Origin of the sequence: Kutzneria buriramensis (assembly GCF_003387475.1) — a bacterium.
GTDB lineage: Bacteria > Actinomycetota > Actinomycetes > Mycobacteriales > Pseudonocardiaceae > Kutzneria > Kutzneria buriramensis.
The window spans coordinates 276,789-294,104 of the sequence record NZ_QUNO01000001.1; the positions used below are offsets into that span (position 1 = coordinate 276,789).

Annotated in this window: 12 protein-coding genes; 8 read left to right on the forward strand and 4 right to left on the reverse strand. The window is 71.4% G+C overall.

The features are described from left to right. The first annotated feature begins 43 nt into the window (after window positions 1-43). The 7 genes from BCF44_RS01285 (at window position 44) to BCF44_RS01315 (ending at window position 10,680) form a co-directional block, all read left to right on the forward strand. The gene (locus BCF44_RS01285) at window positions 44-1,747 is read left to right on the forward strand and encodes an MGDG synthase family glycosyltransferase (RefSeq protein WP_170217291.1); all 1,704 of its coding nucleotides are present in this window, start codon (window positions 44-46) and stop codon (window positions 1,745-1,747) included. Next, complete coding sequence (locus BCF44_RS01290) at window positions 1,744-2,454, forward strand: polysaccharide deacetylase family protein (protein ID WP_116172207.1); 711 nt, start codon at window positions 1,744-1,746, stop codon at window positions 2,452-2,454. The genes BCF44_RS01285 and BCF44_RS01290 overlap by 4 nt, the downstream gene beginning before the upstream one ends. Before the next feature lie 30 nt (window positions 2,455-2,484). After that, entirely contained in the window at window positions 2,485-3,456 is a 972-nt protein-coding gene (locus tag BCF44_RS01295; RefSeq protein WP_116172208.1) for an ornithine cyclodeaminase family protein, read from the forward strand. 106 nt (window positions 3,457-3,562) lie between these two features. Next, window positions 3,563-5,080: an LCP family protein gene (locus tag BCF44_RS01300; RefSeq protein WP_116172209.1), complete on the forward strand. Its 1,518-nt coding sequence runs from the start codon at window positions 3,563-3,565 to the stop codon at window positions 5,078-5,080. A gap of 42 nt (window positions 5,081-5,122) precedes the next feature. Next, window positions 5,123-6,568 (forward strand): MFS transporter, encoded by a 1,446-nt coding sequence (locus tag BCF44_RS57330; RefSeq protein WP_246014768.1) that lies wholly within the window; start codon window positions 5,123-5,125, stop codon window positions 6,566-6,568. Continuing rightward, window positions 6,561-9,647 (forward strand): S8 family serine peptidase, encoded by a 3,087-nt coding sequence (locus tag BCF44_RS01310; RefSeq protein WP_246014828.1) that lies wholly within the window; start codon window positions 6,561-6,563, stop codon window positions 9,645-9,647. The genes BCF44_RS57330 and BCF44_RS01310 overlap by 8 nt, the downstream gene beginning before the upstream one ends. Before the next feature lie 61 nt (window positions 9,648-9,708). Next, window positions 9,709-10,680: an alpha/beta hydrolase gene (locus BCF44_RS01315; RefSeq protein ID WP_116172210.1), complete on the forward strand. Its 972-nt coding sequence runs from the start codon at window positions 9,709-9,711 to the stop codon at window positions 10,678-10,680. Here BCF44_RS01315 and BCF44_RS01320 read toward each other — a convergent pair. Beyond that, window positions 10,677-12,755 (reverse strand): putative bifunctional diguanylate cyclase/phosphodiesterase, encoded by a 2,079-nt coding sequence (locus tag BCF44_RS01320; RefSeq protein WP_147328360.1) that lies wholly within the window; start codon window positions 12,753-12,755, stop codon window positions 10,677-10,679. The genes BCF44_RS01315 and BCF44_RS01320 overlap by 4 nt on opposite strands. Window positions 12,756-12,933: 178 nt before the next feature. Beyond that, on the reverse strand, window positions 12,934-13,377 hold the full coding sequence (locus tag BCF44_RS01325) for an SRPBCC family protein (RefSeq protein WP_116172212.1): 444 nt from the start codon (window positions 13,375-13,377) through the stop codon (window positions 12,934-12,936). A gap of 235 nt (window positions 13,378-13,612) precedes the next feature. On the opposite strand from BCF44_RS01325, the gene BCF44_RS01330 reads away from it, so the two are divergent. Beyond that, window positions 13,613-15,460, forward strand: a complete 1,848-nt coding sequence (locus tag BCF44_RS01330; RefSeq protein ID WP_147328361.1) for an AfsR/SARP family transcriptional regulator — start codon at window positions 13,613-13,615, stop codon at window positions 15,458-15,460. Here the strand turns inward: BCF44_RS01330 and BCF44_RS01335 are convergent. Both BCF44_RS01335 and BCF44_RS01340 read right to left on the reverse strand, forming a co-directional pair. Next, window positions 15,343-16,479 carry a glycosyltransferase gene (locus BCF44_RS01335; protein WP_116172214.1) on the reverse strand — a complete coding sequence of 379 codons (1,137 nt, stop codon included), beginning with the start codon at window positions 16,477-16,479 and terminating at the stop codon, window positions 15,343-15,345. The genes BCF44_RS01330 and BCF44_RS01335 overlap by 118 nt on opposite strands. Next, window positions 16,476-17,315, reverse strand: a complete 840-nt coding sequence (locus BCF44_RS01340; protein ID WP_116172215.1) for an alpha/beta fold hydrolase — start codon at window positions 17,313-17,315, stop codon at window positions 16,476-16,478. The genes BCF44_RS01335 and BCF44_RS01340 overlap by 4 nt, the downstream gene beginning before the upstream one ends. Window position 17,316: the final 1 nt, after the last annotated feature.

Consider the following 17,316-nt stretch of genomic DNA (forward strand, 5'->3'; position numbering starts at 1 on the left):
CCCGCCCGGCCGCGGGCGGGTTCCCTTGCGAGACTGGAGATCGGTGAACCGGGTCGTCATCGTGTCCGCGAGCGTCGGCGCCGGCCATGACGGCGCGGCGCGGGAACTCGCGCGCCGGTTGGCCGCCGACGGTCACACTGTGGACATCCACGACTACCTGGACATGCTGCCGGGTTCGCTGGGACGCGCGCTGGGCGCCGCGTACCTGCGCCAGTTGCAGACCGTGCCGGGCAGCTGGGACTTCCTGCTCAAGGCGCTCCAGACGTCCGAGTTGTTCGCCCGCCTGGTGTGCCTGCTGTTCGGCGTCACCGGCCCGCGACTGCGGCGGGTGATCGAGCCGGCGGATCTGGTGATCTCCACCCATCCGCTGCCCAGCCAGACCCTGAGCCGCCTCAAGGGCAAGGGCCGCGCGCCGATGCCGGTGGTCACCTACCTCACCGACATGTCCGTGCACCGGCTGTGGGTGGCGCCGAAGGTGGACCTGCACATCGCGCTGCACGAGGTCGCCGCCGAGCAGGCGCGCCGGCTGGGCGCGCGGCGCATCGCGGTGACCGGTCCCGCGGTCGGCCCGGCGTTCCGGCCGGCCCTGAACGCCGCGGAACGCAGTCAGGCCAGGGAGAAGTTCGGCCTGCCGGCGCAAGGGCGGCTCGCCCTGGTGGTCGCCGGCTCCTGGGGCGTCGGCGACATCGCCGACACGGCAAGGGATATCGCCCGCACCGGGGTGGCGACCCCGGTGGTGCTGTGCGGCACGAACGAGGCGCTGCGGCACCGTCTCACCGAGAGTGGCGACGGTATCGCGCTGGGCTGGATCGACGACATGCCAACGCTGATGCGCGCCGCCGACGTGGTCGTGCAGAACGCGGGCGGTCTGAGCTCGCTGGAGGCGCTGGCCACCGGGCTGCCGGTGATCACCTACCGGTGCCTGGCCGGTCACGGCCGCACCAACGCCGCCGCGCTCGACGAGGCCGGCCTGGTGCCGTGGATCCGTGAACAAGACGACCTGGCCGCCGCGCTCGTCCGGGAACCCGCCGAGGCGCCGCTGCCGACGACGTGCCCGAGCGTGGTGCTGAAGGCGGAGATGGCGCAACACGAGCCGGTACGGGCCCGCCGCCCGCGTCGACGGCTCGCGCTCGTCGCCGCGTCCGTCGTGGCCTTCCTGTGGCTGGCGACGGTGGGCATGAGCCTGGCGGTCGCCGGTGGCTTCCAGTCGATCGGGCCGGCCAGCCGCCGCGGTGGTCAGGTGTACGTGCTGGTCGCCGTGGACAGCACGAAACCGATGTCCCAGGCCACCATCGACAAGCTCGCCGCCGCGCACGGCGCCGCCGCCGTCAGCACGAAGGTGCTGCACACGCAGCCGCAAACCGTGCGGGCGCTGGCCAAGGCGGGCGTGACCATCGTCAACGCCGCCGACGGCGCCCCGTACGAGACCGGCGTCTTCACCGGCCGCGCGTCCATCGGACAGGTCGCGACCGGCATCGCCGCGGTCACCGGAAGGTCGCCGAAGCTGATGGTCAGCAACGGCGAGTTGGACGCCATCGACGTGGGAATCGTTGCCATGCACCGGGAACGCATCGTCGTCCCGGCCGCGACGGTGCACTGCGGCGCGGCGATGGAGCGCGGCATGAAGGGCGTCGTCCTGGTCGAGTCGACCGGCGACTGCGACCTGGACGCGACCCTGGACGAGCTGGCGGCCATGGCCCACCGGCATTCGGTGCGGGAGGCGTCGATCGAGGAGTTGGGGGCATGATCCGGTCCGTCCTCGCCGGTGCGGCCGCCGCGCTCGCCGTGCACGCGTTGCCGGCGGTGACCGCGTCATTGCCGGTGCGGCAACGGTTCGCGCCGCGGCTGTCCGGCGTCGGCGACCAGACCCGGGTCGCGCTGACCATCGACGACGGGCCGCATCCCGTTGCCACGCCACGATTCCTTGACCTGTTGGATCGTGAGCGGGTGCAGGCCACGTTCTTCCTGCTGGGCCAGGAGCTCGTGCGGAACCCGGGGCTCGGCAAGGAGATCGTCGCCGCCGGGCACGAGATCGCCGTGCACGGGTGGGAACATCGGATGCTTGTCCTGCGCGGACCGCGCGCCACCCGGGACGACATCACCCGTGCCCACGAGTACATCGCCGAGGTCACGGGCGTGACCCCGCGCTGGTACCGACCCCCGTACGGGGTGCTGAGCACCGCCGCCGCGGTGACCGCCCGGCGGCTCGGCCTGACGCCCGTGCTGTGGACGTCCTGGGGCCGTGACTGGGAAACCCGCGCCACCCCGGACTTCGTCTACGAGACGGTGGTCCGGGACCTGCACGGCGGCGGGACCGTCCTGCTGCACGACTCCGACTGCACGTCCGCGCCGGGTTCGTGGGCGGCGACGCTGGGCGCGTTGCCGCGCATCCTCGCCGAGTGCGACCATCGGGGCCTGAAGGTCGGGCCGCTGCGGTCACACCAGGTGAACTGAGGGACGCCCGCAACCGGGGGGCATCGAGCGGTGCTGACCGTTGACGCGGCAAGGATCGGCGAGCTGCTGTCGTTCGACGTGCTCGTGCCGACCCTGCGCACCGCGTTCGCCCACGGCGAGCGGGCCACCGTTGCCCCGCAACGGCATCGGCACCGGGTGGACAACGAACTCGACGCCACGATGCTGATCGGCGCCTCCTGGACCCGCAACTACCTGGGCGTCAAGGTGAGCACGGTCTTTCCTCGCAACGTGCTGGCCGACCTCGAGTCCTTCACGTCGACGTACCTGTTGTCGCACGGCAGAACCGGCCATCCGCTGGCCGTGTTGGACGGTGGGGAGCTGACCCGGCGATCCATGGTCGGCGTCTCCGCGCTGGCCGCGAGCTACCTCGCCCGGCCGGAGAGCCGCACGCTGCTGGTGATCGGCGAGGACCGCATCGCCCGCGCCGCCGCCCAGGCGTACCAGGCGGTGTTCGAACTGGAGCGACTGCTCGTTCTGGCGGAAACCCCTGGCTTCGTCTGCGACGGCGTGATGGTGGCGGGCGTCACAGATCTTGAGGCGGCGCTGGCCGTCGCGGACGTCGTCGTGTGCGCGACGGTGGCCAGTTCCACGCCGGTTCTGCCCGGGGAGTGGGTCAAACCCGGCACCTTCGTGCATCTTGCGGGGAGTTTCACGCCGTACACAAGGGAAGGCGACGACGCCTTGGTCACCGCCGCGTCAGTGTTCCTCGACACATCAACGGCGGCAACCGAATCCGGTGACCTGGCCCAGCCGTCGGCCGCCGGGCTGGTGCCGAAAATCCGCGGCACCCTGTTCGACCTGTGCTCCGGCGTCGTCGGCGGGCGTCAGGAGGAGGGGGAGATCACCCTGCTCAAGTCCATTGGCACGGCCATCGCCGACCTCGCGACCGCGGCCGTCGTCCACACTTCTGTACCCTCTGGGGTGAGAGTGAGTTCACACCGCCGTCGTCGGCGGGTCGGTGGCGCGCCGACCGCACTGTAGCCTGGCCCATTGCAACCAGCCTGGTCCTGACGGCGTCTTAACTGCATTCGGGGACCGGAAGAGCTCCGGTGGTGCGGGCGTGGGATCGGCAGGAGGTGGTTGGTGCATGGCGGGCACAGGCGTGCGCGTCGCCCTGATCGGCGGCAAGAGCGTGGTCGCGGCGGTGTCGCTGCTCGTCCTCGGCACCACGTACTACGGCTGGTCGACGATCTCGAACGCGGAAGCGGGCGTGCAGCACGCGAACAACGTGATCGACACGCCGGCCAAGCCGAAGACGCCCGGGCAGGACATGAACATCCTGCTGGTCGGCATGGACAGCCGCACCGACGCGCACGGCAACAAGCTGCCGCAGAACCTGCTGGACTCGCTGCACGCCGGCCCCGACGACGGTGAGATCCAGACCGACACGCTGATCGTGGTGCACGTGCCGGGCGACGGCACCGCCGCGTCGGCGTTCTCCATCCCGCGCGACTCCTACGTCGCCGTCGACGGCGAGCAGGGCAAAGACAAGATCAACTCGGCCTTCGGCTACGGCTACCAGGAGGCCGAGGAGAGCGCCAAGCAGCGCGGCGTCACCGACCAGCAGCAGCTCACGCTGGCCGCGATGGACGGCGGCCGGGCCAAGACGGTGCACACCGTGCAGGAGCTCACCGGCGTCACCATCGACCACTACGCCGAGGTCAACCTGTTCGGCTTCGCGCAGATCAGCGACGCCATCGGCGGCGTGCCGGTGTGCCTGCTGCACGACACCTCCGACGACCTGTCCGGCGCCAACTTCAAGGCCGGCCCGCAGACCGTGCAGGGCCTGACCGCGCTCCAGTTCGTCCGCCAGCGGCACGGCCTGATCAACGAACTGGACCGCGAGCACCGGCAGCAGGCCTTCCTGGCCTCGCTGGCCCACCAGATGCTGACCACCGGCGTGCTGACCAACCCGGTCAAGCTGGGCAACGTCGTCAAGGCCGTGCAGGACTCGGTGGTCGTCGACTCGGGCTGGCAGCTGCTGGACTTCGCCGGCGAGATGCAGGGCCTGACCGGCGGCGCCATCACCTTCAACACCATGCCCGTGACCGACGTCGACGGCCGGCTCAACAACGGCGACAACGTCGTGTTCGTGTCGCCGACGGCCGTGCAGACGTGGGTGAAGGCGCTGTTCAGCAAGGTCGGCAAGCCCGCCAACACGGCGGCGGCCGCCACCACGACCTCCGCGGCGCCGAACGCCAACTCGTCGACCACCGTTGACGTGAGCAACGCCAGCTCCACCAGCGGCGTCGCCGCCCGCGTGATGAGCGTGCTCACCGGCCAGGGCTACACCCAGGGCGACACGCTGACCGCCAACGTCAAGCGGGCCACCTCGCTGGTCGAGTCCTCGGCGGCGGACAAGGCCGCGGCCGAGAAGGTCGCCGCGGCGCTGGGCGACCTGCCGATCGCCGTCAGCTCCACGATCGACGCCGGGCACGTGCTGGTGCTGCTCGGCAACGCCTACCACGGGCCCGGTTCCAGTGCCTCGCAAGGCATCGGCGGCACGCCGGCGCTGAAGCTGGCGCCGTCCAGTGGCGTCGCCACCACCACGGCGACGCCGGACCGGCCGCAGATCGACGCCAGCGGCGTCACCTGCATCCCTTAATCGGTGGCGCCGCCGGGCCGGCGGCGTTCACGATGGGCTGCTGTGAGTGTTCTGGACCTCAGCCCCTGGCGGGCCTCGCGCGACTACCGGCTGTTGTGGTCGTCGGGCGCGGTGTCGCTGATGGGCAGCCTGATCACGTACGTGACGGTGCCGTTGCAGATCAAGCAGCTCACCGACTCGTACCTGGCCGTGGGCGCGACGGGCGCGGTCGAGCTGGTGCCGATGGTGGTGTTCGGCCTGTACGGCGGGGCGCTGGCCGACGCGGTCGACCGCGGCCGGATCGTGCTGCTGGCCGAGGTCGGGCTGGGCGTGCTGTCGTTGCTGCTGCTGGTCAACTCCCTGCTGCCGCACCCGATGCTGTGGTTGATCTACCTGGTGGTCGCGCTGGCCTCGGCGCTGGACGGGTTGCAGCGCCCGGCGCTCGAGGCGCTGGTGCCGCGGATCGTGTCCCGCGAGCACATGACCGCCGCGATCGCGCTGAGTTCGCTGCGGTTCAACGTCGGCACGATCGTCGGTCCGGCGATCGGCGGCCTGATCGCGGCCACCCTCGGCGTCTCGGTGGCCTACTCCTGCGACCTGGTGTCGTTCGTCTTCGCGATTACCCTGCTGTCACGGCTGAAAGCGGCGCCTCCACCATCCAATGCGGACAAACCGTCGCTGCGGGGCATCCTCCAGGGCCTGAGCTACGCGGGCAGCCGGCCCGAGCTGCTCGGCACGTACCTGGTGGACATCGCGGCCATGCTGCTGGCCATGCCCAACGCGGTTTTCCCTTTCCTCGCCGATGAACTCGGCTCGAACTGGGCGCTCGGCATGATGTACGCGGCCACCTCGGTCGGTGCGCTGGCGGGTGACCCTCACCAGCGGCTGGACGTCGAAGGTGCACCGGCACGGGCTGATGGTCGCGCTGGCGGCGGGCGCCTGGGGACTGGCGATGGCCGGCGCCGGTTGGTCCGGAACCATCTGGCTCGTCCTGTTCTTCCTCGCCGTCGCCGGCGCGGCCGACGGCGTGAGCGGGATCTTCCGCTCAACCATCTGGAACAACACCATTCCGGACCATTTGCGCGGCCGGCTGGCCGGCATCGAGCTGCTCAGCTACAGCACCGGGCCGCAGCTGTCGCAGATCCGGGCGGGCGGCGTGGCCACGCTGATCGGCGTGCGCGCGTCGATCTGGACGGGCGGCCTGGCCTGTGTCGCAGCGGTGCTCTGCTCGGTCGGTCTGCGCGGCTTCATCCGCTACGACGATCGGACCTGGGTCCCGGCGTCGACAAGTCAAGACTCTCGGGGGTAGCGGCCGGTTCCGCGGCGACAGAGGATCCCCTGGATTCGTACGCGGAACTGGGAGGATTTCGTGAGAAAGAGCAGAGCCGTGCCGGTCGTGGCGGCGGTGTTCGTAGCCATGATCGCGCCGGTGCAGGCGATCGCGGCCACCGACGCCGCCGTCGCCGACGACCAGGCCGCGCCGCAGAACGTCATCGTCGTCATGCGTGACCAGCACCCGGATCTCAAGCCCAAGGTGCAGGCCGATCAGCGAGCTGCCGCAGTCCACGGCGACCAGACCGCTGTCGTGCAGGACCTCGCCACGCACGGCGCCACCGACGTCAAGCAGTTCGACACGGTCAGCGCCGTGGCGGCCAAGGTCAAGCCGTCCGAGGCGGATCGCCTGCGGGCCAACGCCGATGTCGCGGCGGTGGTGCCGGACCTGACCGTCTACCAGCAGCAGACCCGCACGGACCTCAAGCCCAGCCAGCAGATCTGCCCGTCCGATCCGAGCAAGCCGTTGCTGGAGCCGGAGGCGCTGGACCTCACCAGCACCACGCAGGCCCAGTCGACGGTCACCGGCAAGGGCGTGAAGATCGCCTTCCTCGCCGACGGCATCGACGTGAACAACCCCGAGTTCATCCGGCCCGACGGCAGCCATGTCATCACCGACTACCAGGACTTCTCCGGCGACGGCGTGAACGACTCCAGCGGCGGCGGCGAGGCCTTCGGCGACGCCAGTTCCCTCGCCGCGCAAGGCACCCGCGTCTACGACCTGTCCACCGAGCTGCCGTACTCCAGCCTGCCCAAGGGCTGCACCATCAGGATCAAGGGCTTCGCGCCGGGCGCGGAACTGGTCGGCATCAAGGTCTTCGGTCAGAACGGCACGTCCACCTCGTCCATCCTGCGCGGCATCGACTACGCCGTGAACCACGACAAGGTGGACATCCTCAGCGAGTCCTTCGGCGGCAACCCGTATCCGGACCCCGACACCGACCCGGTGACCCTGGCCGACAAGGCCGCCGTGGCCGCCGGCGTGACCGTGGTCGCCTCCACCGGCGACTCCGGCATCTCCGGCACCATCGGCTCGCCGGCCAGCGACCCGCAGATCATCGGCGTCGGCGCGACCACCGCGATGCGGCTCAACGCCCAGGCCTACGGCTACCCGGGCTGGACCAGCAACGACATCACCGGACTTTCCTCCGGCGGCCCCACCTTCAACGGCAAGGTGCCCGACCTGGTCGCCCCCGGCTACGGCGGCATGGCCGCGTGCACAGTCGATCCCCGCTGGGACGACTGCACCAGCGCCACCCAGCCCTTCGGCGGCACCAGCCAGTCCGCGCCGTTCGTCGCCGGCTCGGCCGCGCTGGTGATCCAGGCGTACGAGCAGGCCCACCACGGCGCGCGGCCGTCGCCGGACCTGGTCAAGCGCATCCTCACCGGCACCGCCACCGACCTGAACGTGCCGGCCGACCAGCAGGGCGCCGGGCTGGTGAACAGCGACGCCGCCGTCAAGGCCGCGCTGGGCCAGGGCGGACTCGTGCCGTCGGTGGACCAGATCAGCCTCGCCGGCCAGGCCGGCACCAGCCAGCACACGTCGATCACACTGACCAACACCAGCGCGAAGGCGCAGGTCGTCACCGACACCTCGCGAACCGTCGGCGCCACCTCGTTCACCGACGCCCGCACGGTCGCCATCACCGCACCGTCTACTTCGGACCCGATCCCGGCCGAGGGCGCGCTGGCCGCCGCGCCGATCTCCTTCACCGTGCCGCCGGGAACTCCGTTGCTGGACACGACGATGGTGTGGCCGGGGACCAAGACCTCCGGGCAGCTCTCGGTGATCCTGGTCGACCCGAGCGGCAAGTTCGTGCAGCAGTCCTATGACTACGGCTTCGCGGACAACCAGTACATCACCGTGCACAACCCGGTGGCGGGCAAGTGGACGGCGAAGGTGGTGTGGAGCAACGGCCGTGCCCACCTCCAGGAGCCGCCGCTGACCCCGGGTTCCTTCCGTGGCAACGCCTCCATCGAGTTCGTCGGCAAGAAGTTCGCGTCGGCGGGCATCACCGGCACGCCGGTGAAGGTCATTCCCGCCGGGGGCTCGGCGACGTTCGACTTCACGGTTCCGTTGCCGGCCAAGGCCGGCGACATCACGTCGTCGCTCCAGTTCGACGCGGTCGGCGGCTCGCACCTGACCGTGCCGGTCAACCGGCGGGCCCTCATCCCCACGGTTCCGGGTCAGGACAACGCCTTCTCGGCCACGGTGATCGGCGGCGTCGGCCGCGGCTTCGGCGGCGGGCAGGGCTTCTACCTCGACGTGCCGGCCGGGCACCACAGCCTCACCGTCGACCTCGCGCCGCAGGATTCCGGCACCCCGCTGGAGTTCTACCTCGTCAGCCCCGACCAGCAGATCCTGTCCGGGGACACGAACGCGGTCGAGGGCTCCTGGCAGACCCCGTCGACCCGGGCCGCCAACGGCGGCGCCAGCCTCACCGTGGACAACCCGGTCGCCGGTCGCTGGCAGCTGCTGGTGATCCTGACCAACCCCGTGAGCGGCAAGGAGTTCAGCGAGCAGGTGGGCGGCAAGGTCCGCTTCGACGCCACCTCTGCGCGGGCCAGCGGCCTGCCGGCCGGCACGAAGATCAAGTCCGGCAGCACGGTGACGGCGTCGATCGACGTCACCAACGCCGGGCTGAGCGGCCAGTGGTTCTTCCTCGACCCCCGGCTCGCCGGGCAGGCCAACGTGGATCTCACGCCGTCCGCCGGCAGCACGTCGCTGACGCTGCCGCTGCACACCAGCGACACGTCCCCGCCGAGTTGGCTCGTTCCGCCGCACACCAGCAAGTTGTCCTCGACGGTCACGGCGTCCATGCCGGTGGATCTCGACCTGTTCAACAACCTGGGCGCGCCGGAGAAGCTGGCGCCGGCCACGCACCGGCCCGACCACGCCGTCACCGACACCGTGTCGGCGAGGCAGTTGGCCACCGGCACGTGGAGCTCGGACGTGCAGGCCGTCGGGCCGTTCCCCAACGGCGCGCCCGCCGGCACCGCGAAGATCGGGGCCAGCGCCGTCACCGCGCCGTTCGACCCGTGGTTCGCCTCGGACACCGGCGACTTCTGGACGGGTCAGGCCGCCACGCCGGTGTTCGTCGTCGCCGGCGTCACCCGCACGATCAAGATCACCCTCAAGCCGACCGCCCCGGCCGGCACCGTCGTGCACGGCACCGTGTACGTCGACACCTTCAACCCGCTCGTGGGGCAGGGATCCGAGCTGATCGGCATCCCGTACAGCTACACCGTCAGCTGATCGAGTGAGATCGTCGCCGTGCCGGCCCGTGCCGGCACGGCGACGACCTTAAGCTCCGCCCGTGTCCAAGGTTGCGGCGCTGCTCGCCGGTGTCCTGTCCGCTGCGACGCTCACGCCCGCCTCGACCCCGCCGCCCACCTGCCGCGATGTCGCCGTCCCGGTGACGATGCCGTTGGCGGGCACGCAAACCGTCGCCGGATCCCTGTGCTTCGCCGGCTCCTCGCCGGCGCCCACCGTGCAGATCCTGCTCGCCGGCGCCACGTACAACCGCTCGTACTGGGATTTCCCGTACCAGTCGGACACCTACTCCTACGTCCGCCGCGCCACCGCGGCCGGCTACACCACCCTCGCCCTCGACCGGCCCGGCACCGGCGCGAGCTCCCACCCGCCCGGGCTGCTGCTCACCAACGCGAGCGAGGCCAGCGCCGTGCACCAGGTCGTCAACGCGGCGCGGCTGGGCAAGTTCGGCGCCGTGTTCACCCGCGTCCTGCTGGCCGGCCACTCGTACGGGTCCGTCGTCGCCTGGTACGAGGCCGCCACCTACGCCGACGTCGACGCCCTCCTCGTCACCGGCATGGCCCACGAGGTCCAGCCCGCCGCCGCCGTCCCGGTCGCCACCTCGCTCGTCCCCCAGCTGGGCGATCCCACCTACCTCACCACCCGTCCCGGCACCCGGCAGGTGTTCTGGCACGGCCCCCACGACGACCCGGCCGTCATCGCCGCCGACGAGGCGACCAAGGACACCGTCACCACGTCCGAGCTGGCCGACACCGTTGTGGCCCAGGCGAATGGCACCACCGACGGCATCACCGTGCCGGTGCTGGCCGCCGTCGGCCAGCAGGATCTGGCCTACGCCAACGCTTTGGCCCACGAGCCGGCGCACTACCCGCACTCGCCGTGCGTTTCCACGTACCGGCTGCCGGACGCCGGGCACGACCTCAACCTCGCCCCGTACGCCCCCGACTGGTTCACGGCCGCTGTGACGTGGGCAAACCGCGTCCTGGGCGCGACCGGTGGCCCACCACGCTGCTAGTCGGCCACCGCCGCGAGCGGGGTCGTCGGCCCGAAGTGCGGGCCGGAGGCGATGTCGCAGCCCAGGTCCCGCCACCAGTCGGCCTGCTCGGCGGACACGATCCCGTCCACGGCGACGCTGGCGCCGGACTCGTGGGCGATGTCCACGAGCTGGGTCACCGACCGCAGCACGGCGGCCCCGGGACCCTTCGGCCGGGCCTGCCGCTCGACGAGCCAGCGGGCCACCCGCACCGAGCGGAACCCCAGGTCCTGGAGGTGGGCGAGGTCCCGGGCGCCGCCGCCGAAGTCCTCGACGACCACGCCGATGCCGTTCTGCGCCAGGTAGCCGAGGTGCTCGGCGGCGGCGCCGTCGAGCGAGTCCACCGGCAGCCCGAGGCTGAGCCGCGAGGCGGGCAGCCCGCTGCTGTTGAGCACCCGCAGCACTCGCGCCACGAGCTCGTCGTCGTTGGCCAGGCACGCCGGCAGGCTGATCTCCACCGGCGGCGCGTCGGCCAGCTCGGCCGCCTGCTCGCACGCGCTGTGCAGCAGCCACAGCCCCAGCGGCGGCATCAGCCCGGTCTGCTCGGCCAGGTCCACGCACTGCCGGTGTTCGACCACGCCATGCCCCGGCCGATCCCAGCGCAGCAGCGCCTGCACGGCATGCGTACGTCCGGAGGCCAGCTCCACCTGCCGGTCGAAGACCAGCCGGACCTCGCCGGTCTCCCACGCGCCCGGCAACACGGCGGCCATGGCGTAGCGCTCACGGTCGGCGTCGTCGCTGCGGGAGTCGTGCAGGCCCCACTGCCGGGTGCCGTTGCGGCGGGCCCGGCGCAACGTGAAGTCGGCGGTCTGGAGCACGTCCTCCATCGACATCTCGGCCGGCGGCCGGTGCACCACGCCGATGGTCGCGGACGCGGCGACGCCGCTGCCGTCGGCCAGGTAGATCGGCTCGGCCAGCTCGTCGTTGATCCGCCCGATCATCGTGACCACGTCCGGCGTGGCCGGCGAGTTCTCCACCAGCACCGCGAACTCGTCGTTGCCCAGCCGCGCGACCATCGCCCGCTCGCCCAGGAAGGCCGCGTTCAGTCGGTCGGCGACGCTGCGCAGCACCTGGTCCCCGGCCTGCCGGCCGAGACCGTCGGTGATCATCGAGAAGGCGTCCAGGTCGAGCTGGTACAGCGTGATGCCGCTGTCCCGGTCGACCCGGTGCAGCACGGACTCCAGGCGGGTGCTCAGGTACTGCCGGTTGGGCAGGCCCGTGAGCACGTCGTGCAGCGACTGGTGCTTGAGCTGGTTGCGCAGCAGCCCCAGCTCGGAGTCGTCGTCGACGACGACGATCAGCTCCCGGCCGCCGCGCACCGGCGCGATCGACACCAGCGGCTTGCCGTCGGACAGCAGCACGGTGCGGCGGCGCAGGATCCGGTCCAGCCGGCCCTCGGCCATCTCGGCGCAGGCGGTCCGCAGCCGCATCGCCTCGGCGGGGACCATCAGGTCGAACAGGGTCAGTCCGGCCAGCTCGGTGTCGGCGCGGTCCAGGATCTCCCGCAGCGCCTCGTTGGTGCGCAGGAAGCGGCCGACGTGATCGGTGATGGCGATGCCGCTGGCCGACGCCAGTGCGACCTCGTCGAACCGGGCCATCGCCGCGGTCAGGCTCTGCTGCGTCTCGTTGGCCGCGGTGAACAGCGACTTGGTGAGGTTCTGCTGCTGCTCGAAGATCGACTGCTTGGTCGCCTCGGCGTAGCCCGACGCCAGCGCGCCGAGCACGGTGACCACGCGCTCCGCCACCTGCCGGCGGCCGCGCAGCTCGGGCTGCTCGAGCAGCCCGGCGCCGAGCACGTCGACGGTGTAGGCCAGGCTGTCGTCGCTGACGCAGTTGAGGGCGACGAGCTGGCGCCCCACGCGGGCGGCCGCCGCGGTGTCCATCGGCTCCGCCTCGGCGGCGCGCACCAGCTGGTCGACCAGCACGCCGAAGCGTTCCTCGACCTCGCCGTGGGAGAGCGGCAGGTAGTTGGCCTTCGCCACCAGATAGGCCCACTTCTTGGTGAGCCTGATCCGCTCGCGCGAACTGATCGGTTGACGCGGCTGCGGGACGCTCATGCCGATCGGCCTGTGCGTGCGCCGCCCCCGCCACGATGGACTGCCGACAGCACTCGGGTTCACCTCGCCGTTGCCAAGCTCGCGGTGGCGGAAGCGTACCGGCTGGTCGAGGCCCACCATGATCTCTCGCCCTTGTTCACTCGATCGAGCGAACAAGGGCGAGGGGGACCCACGCAGCCTAGCTGCGAACGGTTGCAGCCAGCCTGTCCAGCGTCGCCGTATGGATTCGGCGCAGTCCCAGCGGCGCGAAGGTGCCCTCGAAGAAGCCGGCCACGCCGCCGGCGCCCTGCCACGTCGTCTGCACGTGCACGGAGCTGCTGCCCGCGCCCTGCGGCGTGACGGTCCAGGTCGTCACCATGGTCGAGTTCTGGTCGGACTCGACCAGCGTGCCCGGCGCCGGCTCGGTGACCTCCAGCACGCAGTCCCGCACGCGCTTCTTGGTCGCCTGGAGCTTCCAGTGCACCTTGGTGCCGGCGCCCTTGCCGCCGGCGAGCACCTCGTACTCGCTGTAGTTCTCGGGGAGCATGCCCGCCCGGGTGCCGGCGTAGTCCGCCAGCGCCGCGTACACGTCGTCCGAGGGCTTGTCGATGACCCGCTCGGCGGTCGCCTTCACCTCTGCCATGCCGCCGATTCTCGCAGCGTCCCCTGGGCGCGGCGCGCTCACCCACGCGGGGCAGCGGTGGGACGAGACGCGCGCCACAGGTCACATCGCGTGAGTGAGCCGGGACAATAGACCCGACCGATGGGAACCGTTCGGGTACAGAGCGTGACTGACAGTTCGTTCGTGCTGGACGCGACCGCGGCAGCGCGATAGGAACTGCGCACCGGAAGACGACCTCTGGCGGGAGGTGTTGGACATGCAGGTCCGGGTGCTCGGGCAGTTCGAGGTCTCCCTCGGCGACGCCCGCATCACGCCCTCGCAGCCGAAGCTGCGCCAGCTGTTCGCGCTGCTCGCCCTCAACGCCAACACCGTCGTCCGCGCCGAGCAGCTCATCGAGGAGCTGTGGGGTCCGGAGCCGCCGGGCAAGGCGCTGGGCACCCTCCAGACCTATATGTCACACCTGCGCCGGCTGCTCGACGACTCGGCGGTGTCGGTGCTGCACACCCGGCACGTCGGCTACGCGCTGACGCTGCCGGACCAGGACGTCGACGCCGGCCGGTTCGCCGGCATGGTCTCGCGCGGCCGGTCCGAGCTGGACAGCGGCCACGTCGAGGCGGCGGCGGAGACCTTCCGCGCGGCGCTGGCGGTGTGGCGCGGGTCGGCGCTGAGCGACGTGGACGTCGGCCCGGTGCTGGAACACCACATCCGCAGCCTGGAGGAGACCAAGGTCGGGGTCATCGACCAGCGCATGGAGGTCGAGCTGATGCTCGGCCACCACCACCAGGTGATCAACGACCTGAGCACGCTGGTCCGGGACTACCCCTCGCACGAGGGTCTGCACGTCAAGCTGATGATGGCGCTGCACCTGCTGGGCCGCCGGTCCGAGGCGCTGCACGTGTTCCAGCGCATCCGGTCCACCCTCGTCGACGACCTCGGCCTGGAGCCGGGGCAGCAGCTGCAACAGGTCCATCGCGGGCTGCTGGTCGGCAATCCGCAGCTCGAGGCGTTGACGCCGACGGGCGCGCTGCGCACCGGAAGCTGGGTCGACCCGCCCGCGCAGCTGCCGGCCGACCTGCCGGTCTTCGTCGGCCGCGCGGTCGAACTGGCCGCCGCCGAGAGCCAGCTCCAGCAGCCGGCCCGCTCCGCGCCGGCCGTCGTCTCGGTCGTGGGCCCGCCGGGTTCGGGCAAGACCGCTTTTTCCACACACCTCGCGCATCGCGTCCGGGCCCGGTTCCCGCACGGTCAACTGCACGCCGACCTGGCCGAGCAGACGCCGGTCGAGGCGCTCACCGGCTTCCTTCGCGCGATCCGAGGCCCCCGTGCGCAGCTGCCCGACAGTATTGAGGAGCGCAGCCACCTGCTCCGGGGCTGGACCGCCGAGCGGCGGGTGTTGGTGCTGGTCGACAACGCCGTGAGCACGGTCGAGCTGGCGCCGCTGATGCCCAGCGGGGGTGGCTGCGCGGTGATCGTCAGCTGCCGGACCCGGCTGCCGCTGCGCGGCACGAGCCTTGCCGTCGACCTGCTGCCGCTCGCCGAGGACGAGGCCCTCGAACTGCTCGGCTCCGTGATCGGCTGGCGGCGGCTGCGGGCCGAGCTGCCGCCGGCGCGCCGGCTGATCCGGCTGTTCGACGCCTCGCCGATGGCGCTGGTGGCCGCGGCCAACCGGCTCGCCATCCGTCCACATTGGACGATCACGGTGCTGCTCGACCGGCTCCGGCACCGCCGGGACTGGCTCGACGAACTGGTCAACGCCCGCGTCGATCTGATCAACAGCGTCGAGCTGAGCTGCCGCTCGCTCGCGCCGGCCCACCGCAACGCCTTCTTCCAGCTCGCGGCGTCGGTGGACGAGCCGCTGACCACGCTGGGTGCGGCCGCGCTGCTCGGCTGCGACCAGCGCACCGCCGAGGCGATCCTCGAGTCGCTGGTCGAGCACCAGCTCGCCACCGTCGACCCGGCGCAGCCGGAGTCCTTCGCCGGACGGTTCCACTACCGCTTCAGCCCGCTCGTCCGGGTGGCCGCGAGCTCGCTCAGCCAGTTCGCCGCCGCGCCCGCGCCGCCGGCCGAGGCGAACGACCTCTGGATCCGCCGCGCCCCCTCGGCGTGATCCAGCGCCTCGGTGATCGCCGCCCGGAGCTGGTCCGCCGTGACGCGGCCGAACCGCACCCGCACGCCCGCGCCGGCGTCGACCACCTGCTGGGCGACGATCGGCTGGTCGTCACGGATCGGCGCGACGACCAGCGGCACCCCGTGGCTCAGCGTCTCGCACACCGTGTTGTGCCCCGCGTGACAAACCACCACCGCGCACCTGGGCAGCAGCGCCAGCTGGGGAACCCGGCGCACGTCGGTCACCTCGCCCGTCGGATCGACGACAACGCCTTGGTAGTCGGGCATTTCCGCCAGGGCCTCGATGGCGGTACGGAGGAACTTCTCGCCGGCCTCGGCGTTGGCGGTGCCGAGCGACACCAGCACCACCGGCCGTCCGTCCAGCTCGGGCAGCGAAGTGCTGTCGGGACGGGCGTTGATCGACGGCCCCACGAAGACGATCTTGCCGTCGACCGGCCCGACCAGCTCCTCGGTGCTGAACGCCAGCACGCCGTGCGGGGAGAACCGCAGGTCGTGCGTTGCCGTCGGTGAGCCGTGCCGCTGCCGCAGCCCGGCGAGCAGGTCGTCCAGCCAGGCCGCGACCTTCGGCATTTCGGCCAGCGGCTGGAGGAGTTCGGCCGAGGTCGTCGCCGAGGTCGCCCACGGGATGTCCCGGCGTTCTGCCACCAGCGCACCGGCCAGCGCCTGCTGGTCCACCAGCAGCGCATCGGGCCGGAACTCGTCGACGGCAGCGTCCACCAGCGCAACCATGGTGTCGGCCAGCGGGACGAGGAACTCCTCCCAGAGGAACTTCAGCGACGCGAACCCCCGCAGCTGCGGGGGTCGGCCGGCGACCTGGAACTCCGGCAGGGGCCGATCCGATGGGAGAAAGGCGGCATTCACATCGAATAACGCAGCGAGTGCGGCCGTAGGCCCGACCCAGCCGACCTCGTGCCCGTCCGCCTTCAGCCGTGCCGCCACCCCGATCGTCGGGTTGATGTGCCCGACCAGCGGCGGCACGACGAACAGGAACCGGCTCACGCGATCAGCGCTCGCGCCTCGGCCACCGCGTCGATCCACGGCACGTCGGTGTGGATCCCACGCACCCACGGGATCAGCAGCTCCCGTACCTTGCGATGCGCGTCGACCAGCACCGAATGGTCCTGGCCCGGAATCACCACGGTCCGGCAGTGGGACAGAGCGCGCTCGAGGGCGTGCGGATCCCCGCCCTGCAAGCCCTCGCCGCCGAGGATGTGCAGCACAGGCGTCGGCAGCGAGCGCAGCTCCTCGGCCGACGTCAGCCGGCCGTGCCACACCTCCGAGATCATCGTCGTGGCGAAGAGCTTGGCGGCCGCCTTCCTCGCCAACTTCGCGTGGTGCGCGCCGTTCTGGGCCTCCAGGTCGAGGAAGGTCTGCTCGCTCGAGAGCTGCTCGGCCATGTAGTCCATGGCCTGCACCATGCGATCCGCCCAGGGCTGCGTCGGCGGCTCCGACTCGATCGACACGATGCTCGCCACCTGCTCCGGCCGTGCCAGCGCGTGCCCGAACGCGACGGTGCCGCCGAAGCTGTTGCCCACCAGGTGAACCGGGCCCTCGATCTCCAGGACGTCCAGCAGTGCGCCGAGATCGCCGACGAAGTGCTGGAATGTGTAGCCCGTGTCGGGGCATTCGCTGCGGCCGTGGCCGCGCAGGTCGTAGGCGAGCACGTTGATCCCGGCCGCGGCTACCGGCGCGGCCAGCGTCAGGTAGAAGCTGGCCAGGCTGTCCGTGCCGAGGCCGTGGATGAACACCACCGTCGGCGCGGCCGCCGGGTCCACGCCCTTGGCGTCCATCCGCTGGTAGTGCGTGTTGTTGCCGTTGGCCAGGATCTTGCCCACG

Coding starts and splice junctions, on each gene's coding strand:
- BCF44_RS01325 (WP_116172212.1), bottom strand. CDS start 13,377: ATGGCAGAGGTGAAGGCGACCGCCGAGCGGGTCATCGACAAGCCCTCG.
- BCF44_RS01330 (WP_147328361.1), top strand. CDS start 13,613: ATGCAGGTCCGGGTGCTCGGGCAGTTCGAGGTCTCCCTCGGCGACGCC.
- BCF44_RS01310 (WP_246014828.1), top strand. CDS start 6,561: ATGCGTGACCAGCACCCGGATCTCAAGCCCAAGGTGCAGGCCGATCAG.
- BCF44_RS01320 (WP_147328360.1), bottom strand. CDS start 12,755: ATGAGCGTCCCGCAGCCGCGTCAACCGATCAGTTCGCGCGAGCGGATC.
- BCF44_RS01290 (WP_116172207.1), top strand. CDS start 1,744: ATGATCCGGTCCGTCCTCGCCGGTGCGGCCGCCGCGCTCGCCGTGCAC.
- BCF44_RS01300 (WP_116172209.1), top strand. CDS start 3,563: ATGGCGGGCACAGGCGTGCGCGTCGCCCTGATCGGCGGCAAGAGCGTG.